The sequence below is a fragment of the Collinsella sp. CLA-ER-H2 genome, from assembly GCF_040092405.1.
Lineage (GTDB): Bacteria > Actinomycetota > Coriobacteriia > Coriobacteriales > Coriobacteriaceae > Collinsella.
Window position 1 is genome coordinate 21,523 of the sequence record NZ_JBBNLO010000029.1, and the last position, 6,096, is coordinate 27,618.

Annotated in this window: 5 protein-coding genes; all 5 read right to left on the minus strand. The window is 62.8% G+C overall.

Annotation, left to right across the window (positions count from 1 at the left end; all coding sequences use genetic code 11):
• Nucleotides 1-2 precede the first annotated feature (2 nt).
• Nucleotides 3-1,859, minus strand: a complete 1,857-nt coding sequence (locus tag AAAX59_RS08280) for an ABC-F family ATP-binding cassette domain-containing protein (protein ID WP_138374907.1) — start codon at nt 1,857-1,859, stop codon at nt 3-5.
• Between the two features lie 204 nt (nt 1,860-2,063).
• Nucleotides 2,064-2,936, minus strand: coding sequence for a phosphate ABC transporter ATP-binding protein PstB (gene pstB / locus AAAX59_RS08285; protein WP_195192201.1), 873 nt, complete (start codon nt 2,934-2,936; stop codon nt 2,064-2,066).
• Nucleotides 2,933-3,859: a phosphate ABC transporter permease PstA gene (pstA, locus tag AAAX59_RS08290; RefSeq protein WP_349071433.1), complete on the minus strand. Its 927-nt coding sequence runs from the start codon at nt 3,857-3,859 to the stop codon at nt 2,933-2,935. Before pstA ends, pstB begins: the two co-directional genes overlap by 4 nt.
• A complete protein-coding gene (gene pstC, locus AAAX59_RS08295) occupies nt 3,852-4,760 on the minus strand; it encodes a phosphate ABC transporter permease subunit PstC (RefSeq protein ID WP_349071434.1) in 909 nt (302 codons plus the stop codon). Before pstC ends, pstA begins: the two co-directional genes overlap by 8 nt.
• 24 nt (nt 4,761-4,784) lie before the next feature.
• The gene (locus AAAX59_RS08300) at nt 4,785-5,726 is read right to left on the minus strand and encodes a phosphate ABC transporter substrate-binding protein (protein ID WP_349071435.1); all 942 of its coding nucleotides are present in this window, start codon (nt 5,724-5,726) and stop codon (nt 4,785-4,787) included.
• Nucleotides 5,727-6,096: the final 370 nt, after the last annotated feature.

A 6,096-nucleotide genomic window follows, 5' to 3' on the forward strand; every position in this document is an offset into this window, starting at 1 on the left:
GCCTACTCCTCGCCCTCGAGCTTTTCGCTCGCCTCGAGCCACGCCATCTCCAGCTCGTCCATGGCGGCGTGAGCCTCGTCGATCTTTGCCTGCTGCTCGCCGAGCGCCGTGTAGTTGGTGGGATCGACCTGGGCCATGGCGGCCTCGGCCTCCTCCACGCGGGCGCGCTGCGTCTCCATCTTGCGCTCGAGCGAGCTCACCTCGCGGCGGAGCTTCTGACGCTCGGCGTTGGAAAGGCCGTTGGGCTGACCGCTCGACTTGGGCTTGTCGGCAGCAGCCGCCGCACCGGTGTCGAACGTGCCGGTCTTAGCGCTCGGCGCGCCCACGGGCTCGCCCTCGGCGGTAGCGTTGCACAGGCGCAGGTACTGGTCCACGCCGCCGGGCATATGCGTCAGATGGCCATCGAGCAGTGCCCACTGTTGGTCGGTCACGCGCTCCATCAAAAAGCGATCGTGTGTCACCAGGATCAGCGTGCCGGGCCAGCCGTCCAGCAGGTCCTCGACAATCGCGAGCATGTCGGTATCCAGGTCGTTGCCCGGCTCGTCCAGGATGAGCACGTTGGGCTCGTCCAGAATCGTCAGCAACAGCGACAGGCGACGGCGCTGGCCGCCCGAAAGATCGCCGATGCGGCTCCAGAGCTGCTGCGTCGTAAAGCCCAGACGCTCGCAGAGCTTCTCGGGCGAAGTCTCCTTGCCGTCGATGACGTAGTACTTCTTATAGTTGCCGAGCACCTCGCGGATCGTGTCGCCCATGTAGGGTTCGAGCTCCTCGAGCTGCTGCGACAGCACGCCAAAGCGCACTGTCTGGCCAATCTTCACGCGGCCGCGCGTGGGTTCAATCTTGCCCTGGATCACGTCGAGCAGCGTCGACTTGCCGGCACCGTTCTCGCCCAGCAGGCCATAGCGGTCGCCCGCACCAATGAGCCAGGTCACGTCAGAGAGCACCTGCTTGGGCGCGCCATCGGTATCCGCATAGCCGGCGTCCACGTCGACCACATCGATAACCTGCTTGCCCAAGCGGCTCACGGCCAAGCGCTTGAGCTCCAGCTCGTCACGCACGGGCGGCACGTCGGCGATCAGCTCACGAGCGGCATCCACGCGAAACTTGGGCTTGGTGGAACGAGCCTGGGCACCGCGGCTCAGCCACGCGAGCTCCTTGCGCGCCATGTTGCGACGGCGCTCCTCGGTAACCGCGGCCATGCGGTCGCGCTCTACGCGCTGCAGGATGTAGGCCGAATAGCCGCCCTCGAAGGGATCGACCTGGCCGTCGTGGACCTCCCACATGCTGGTGCAGACCTCGTCCAAGAACCAGCGGTCGTGCGTGACCACGAGCATAGCGCCCTGACCGCGCTGCCAGCGGGCCTTAAGGTGACGCGCGAGCCAGTTGATGGTGCGCATGTCCAGGTGGTTGGTGGGCTCGTCGAGCATGAGCACGTCGTAGTCACCAATCAGCAGGCGCGCGAGGTCCACGCGACGGCGCTGGCCGCCCGAAAGCTCGCCAACCGTGCCCTCCCAGGGCACATCGCTAATAAGACCGGCGAGAATCTGGCGCGTGCGGGGGCTCGACGCCCACTCGTACTCAGGCGTGTCGCCCACAACGGCATGATGCACGGTATCGGTGTCGACAAGCTGGTCCTTTTGGCCGAGCAGACCAATCGTGGTGCCGCGACGGTGCGTCACGCGGCCGTCGTCGGGCTCCAGCGTGCCGGCGAGCACGCTCAGCAGCGTCGACTTGCCGTCGCCGTTTTTGCCGACAATACCAATGCGGTCGCCCTCGCCCACGCCGAGCGTCACGCTATCGAAAATATGCTTGGTGGGAAACTCTAGGCTGACGGAATCGCATCCCAAAAGAATCGCCATATGCCCTGCTCCTTCGTAGAAATTCAACGTTGTCCATGATAGCAGCGAGCCCCACCCCAAACCACCACGAAGGCGCCTGTCCCCTTTGTGGTGGTCGTTTCGGTCGCAGAGCAAAAGGCGGGCCATCTCTCACAAGAGATGACCCGCCTCTCCAATCAGTCCCGTGGCGACCGTGGCCACCGCGGGCCTCAAGCATGTCCCGGACTAGGAGAACATGCCGGTGAGGTAATCATTCAGCCGCTTGTCCTTGGGCCGTTGGAAAATCTCGTCAGTCTCGTCGTACTCGACCATATCGCCCATGTAGAAGAACGCCGTGCGGTTGGACACACGCGACGCCTGCTCCATGTTGTGCGTCACGATGACGATGGCGCGGTCGGCAACGATCGACGACATGAGGTCCTCGATCGCCAGCGTCGAGATGGGGTCGAGCGCCGAGCAGGGCTCGTCGAACAAGATCACGTCGGGGTTGAGCGCCAGCGTGCGCGCGATGCACAGGCGCTGCTGCTGACCGCCCGAAAGCGCATGGGCGCTCTTGTCGAGCTTGTCCTTGACCTCGTCCCACAGCGCCGCGCCGCGCAGGCTCTCCTCGACCATGCGGTCGAGCTCGTCACGGTCGGTGATGCCGTGGCGCTTGGGCGCAAACGTGATGTTGTCGCGAATGGACTTGCGGAACGGGTTGGGCTGCTGGAACACCATGCCAATGGAACGGCGCAGCTCGTAGGTGTTTTCGGTCTTGGTGTTCACGTTGCGCCCGCGATAGTTGATCTCGCCCTCCACGCGGCAGCCGCGAATCTCGCGATTCATAAGGTTGAGGCTACGCAAGAAGGTCGACTTACCGCAGCCCGAAGGCCCGATGAGCGCCGTGATCTCGCCCTTGTGGAAGTCGAGCGACGTATTGTGCAGTGCATGGTGGTCGCCATAGTACACGTTGACGTCCTTGGTGGAGAGCACGACCTCGTCGCTCACGGCCTTGCCGCTCACGCGCACGCGCTTCTCGCTCTCCCCCACGCTCGACAAAAAGTCCTGGGTCTCGGACGATGCCGCCTCAGTTGCGGGCGTTGCATTTATCTCGCTCATTCGGCCGTCATCTTCCTAGCCAGTTGTTTGCCCACGATACGGGCGACTACGTTAAACAGCAGCACGCAAATCATCAGCAGCGCCGCGGTGCCCCAAACGATCTGCTGGGCCTCGGAGCTGCCCTCGCCATAGATCTTGTAGATGTGCACGGCGAGCGACTCACCGGGGCGGAACACGTTCCAGGCGCAGGTGGGGCTCGACAGGTTAAAGCTCAAGAAGTTCAGACGCACCGGCGAGCTCATGCCTGAGGTAAAGAGCAGTGCCGCGGCCTCGCCAAACACGCGGCCGGCCGAAAGCACGATGCCGGTCACGATAGCGGGCATGGCCTCGGGGATCAGGATGTGCAGCGTGGCCTCCCAGCGGGTGAGGCCCATGGCCAGGCACGCATCGCGCTGGGCCTGCGGCACGTCCTCGAGCGCCTGCTGGATCACGCGCACCAGAATGGGGATATTGAACATGGTGAGCGCGACGGCGCCGGAGATGATGGAGTACTTCCAGCCCAGCTGCACCGAGAACACCAGGAAGCCAAACATGCCGACGACGATGGAAGGCAGCGAGGACAGCGTCTCGATGGCGGTGGAGGCGATGTCGCGGATGGGTCCGTCCGGCGCGTACTCAACCAGAAAGACCGCGCCGCCCAGACTGATGGGCACCGAGATACCTAAGGTGATCAGCAGCAGATAGAACGAGTCGAACAGCTGATAGAGTACGCCGCCCTGGGTTCCGTTGGCGCGCGCGGGCTGCGTGAGAAAGCCCGGCTTAAGCAGCGTCGAGACACCCTCGAGCAGGATGTAGGCCACCATGGAGATGACGATGAGCATGACGATGGCGACGATTACCGTCAGCACGCCCGTGGCGATGCGGTCCTGCTTTTGGACGCGCTCGAGTCTCGCCTCGTCGATATGGATGCGCGTGCTAGCCACGAGCCTTCGCCCCCTTGCGGCCGATAAGGTGGATGATCAGGATGAAGATGAGGCTCATGCCCATCAGCAGCAGACCGAGCGCCCACAGAACATCGTCCTGGGCCGAGCCCTCGGCATAGACCGCCATGGACGTGGTGAGCGTGGTGGTGATGGTCGAGGCCGGCGACAGCAGCGACGTCGGCATGGCCTCGATACCGCCGATGACCATGCGCACGGCGAGCGTCTCGCCAAAGGCGCGGGTCATACCCAGAATGACCGCAGTCATGAGCGACGGCATGGCGGACTTGAGCACCACGTGCCAGATGGTCTGCCAGCGGGTGTAGCCCAGCGCGAGCGAGCCCTGACGGTAGCTGTCGGGCACGGCGCGCAGGCCATCGACCGAAAGCGTGGTCATCGTCGGCAGGATCATGACGGCCAGCACGATGGCGCCGGGCAAGATGCCCAAGCCCGTGCTTACGTGGAAAACGCTCTTCATAAGGCCGACGACCACGTGAAAACCGATCAGACCAAAGACGACCGAAGGAATACCAGTCAAAAGCTCAATAAGCGGCTGAAAGACCTTGGAACCAAACTTAGGCTGGATCTCGACCGCAAAGATGGCAGAGCCGATGGCGATGGGCAGCGCGATGAGCGTGGAGAGTACCATGACCGCAAACGAGGTGACGATCAGGGGCAGGGCGCCGGTATAGGGCAGACTGTTTTCGGCTGTGTTGGCCAGGTCCCACTTGGTGTCGGTGAAGAACTCGACGACCGAGACGCCGTCTTTAACGAAAGCCGAGAGGCCCTTTTGGGCGACCATAAAGATGAGCGCGGCAACGACAAGCGTCACGAGCGCTACGCACGCGCCCGTGACGCCCAGGCCCACGTTCTCAAGGTCGCGCTTTGGCAGCTGTTTTGCCATTGCAAACCTTTCCGGGGCGATTACTTATTTAGCAGAGACCTTGCCGCTGGCGTCCTTGACGACCTTCATGGCAGAGACGGGGATGAAGCCCCGCTCCTCGACGAGCTTGCCCTGGACGTCGTCGGAAAGCATGAACTCCAGGAAGGCCTTGGTGGCCTCGTCGGCGTCCTTGGAGCAGTACATGTGCTCGGTAGCCCAGATCTTGAAGGAGTCATCAGTGACATTCTTGCTCTTGGGCTCGACGCCCTCGACCTTGATGGCGTTGAACTTGGAGTCATCGAAGTGCGAGAAGTCGAGGTAGGAGATGGCGTTATCGGTGCTGCCCATCTGAGTCTGGACGTCGCCGGACTTGTCGAGCTCGGCATCGCCCTTAAAGTCGACGGCCTCGTCGCCAAAGACGGCGGCCTCGAAGGTGGCGCGGGTGCCGGAGCCGGCCTTGCGGTTGAGGACGACGATGGTGGCGTCGTCGCCGCCGACCTCCTTCCAGTTGGTGATCTGGCCAGAGAAGATACCCTTGAGCTGCTCGAGGGACAGGTCGTCGACCGTCACGTTCTTGGAAACGACGGGACCCATGCCCACGACGGCAACCTCGTGGTCGACGAGGTTCTTGACCTGGTCGGCCTCGAGCTTGGTCTCGGCGAAGACGTCGGAGTTACCGATGGTGACGGTGCCAGCGGCGACGGCGGTCAGACCCTTGCCCGAACCGTTGCCCGAACCGGAAATGGAGACGTCGGGGTTGGCGTCCATGAACTTCTCGGCAGCAGCCTCGACGAGAGCCTGGAACGAGGAGGCACCGTCGTAGGTCACCTCGCCGGAGACGGACTCGGCAGTAGCAGCGGCGCTACCCTTGTCGGCGGCGTCGGATGCGCCGGAGCCGCCGCAACCAACGAGACCGAGACCGACGATGCTGGCAAAACCACCAGCGAGGCCGAGGAACTGACGACGAGAATAAGCCTGATCGAGCATGATCTTCCTTTCGTACACGCGACTCGCGGGCACCCTGCCCGCTTTGCTGTTTGGAAAGATACGACCCCGACCGGGCAGCGCCCGCGCCAACTGCGGTTTCTTACGGGCATTTGATAGACCCTTACCGCAAGCCCAGCCCAGCCTTTACAAACGGATAACAAACCCGCCACCAAGCATGACCCGCCTTTTACACCAATAAGGGGGTGCGGACGATTTCTTGGACCGCGCCTAGGCGTATCCAAGTGGAGTGGGAAGGATAAACTGGACTTTCTTTTAAGGATCCTCAAGCGTATTGCCGCTCGTATTCCACTGGAGACATGTAGCCCAGGGTGGAATGCATGCGCACCCTATTGTAATAGAGCTCTATGTA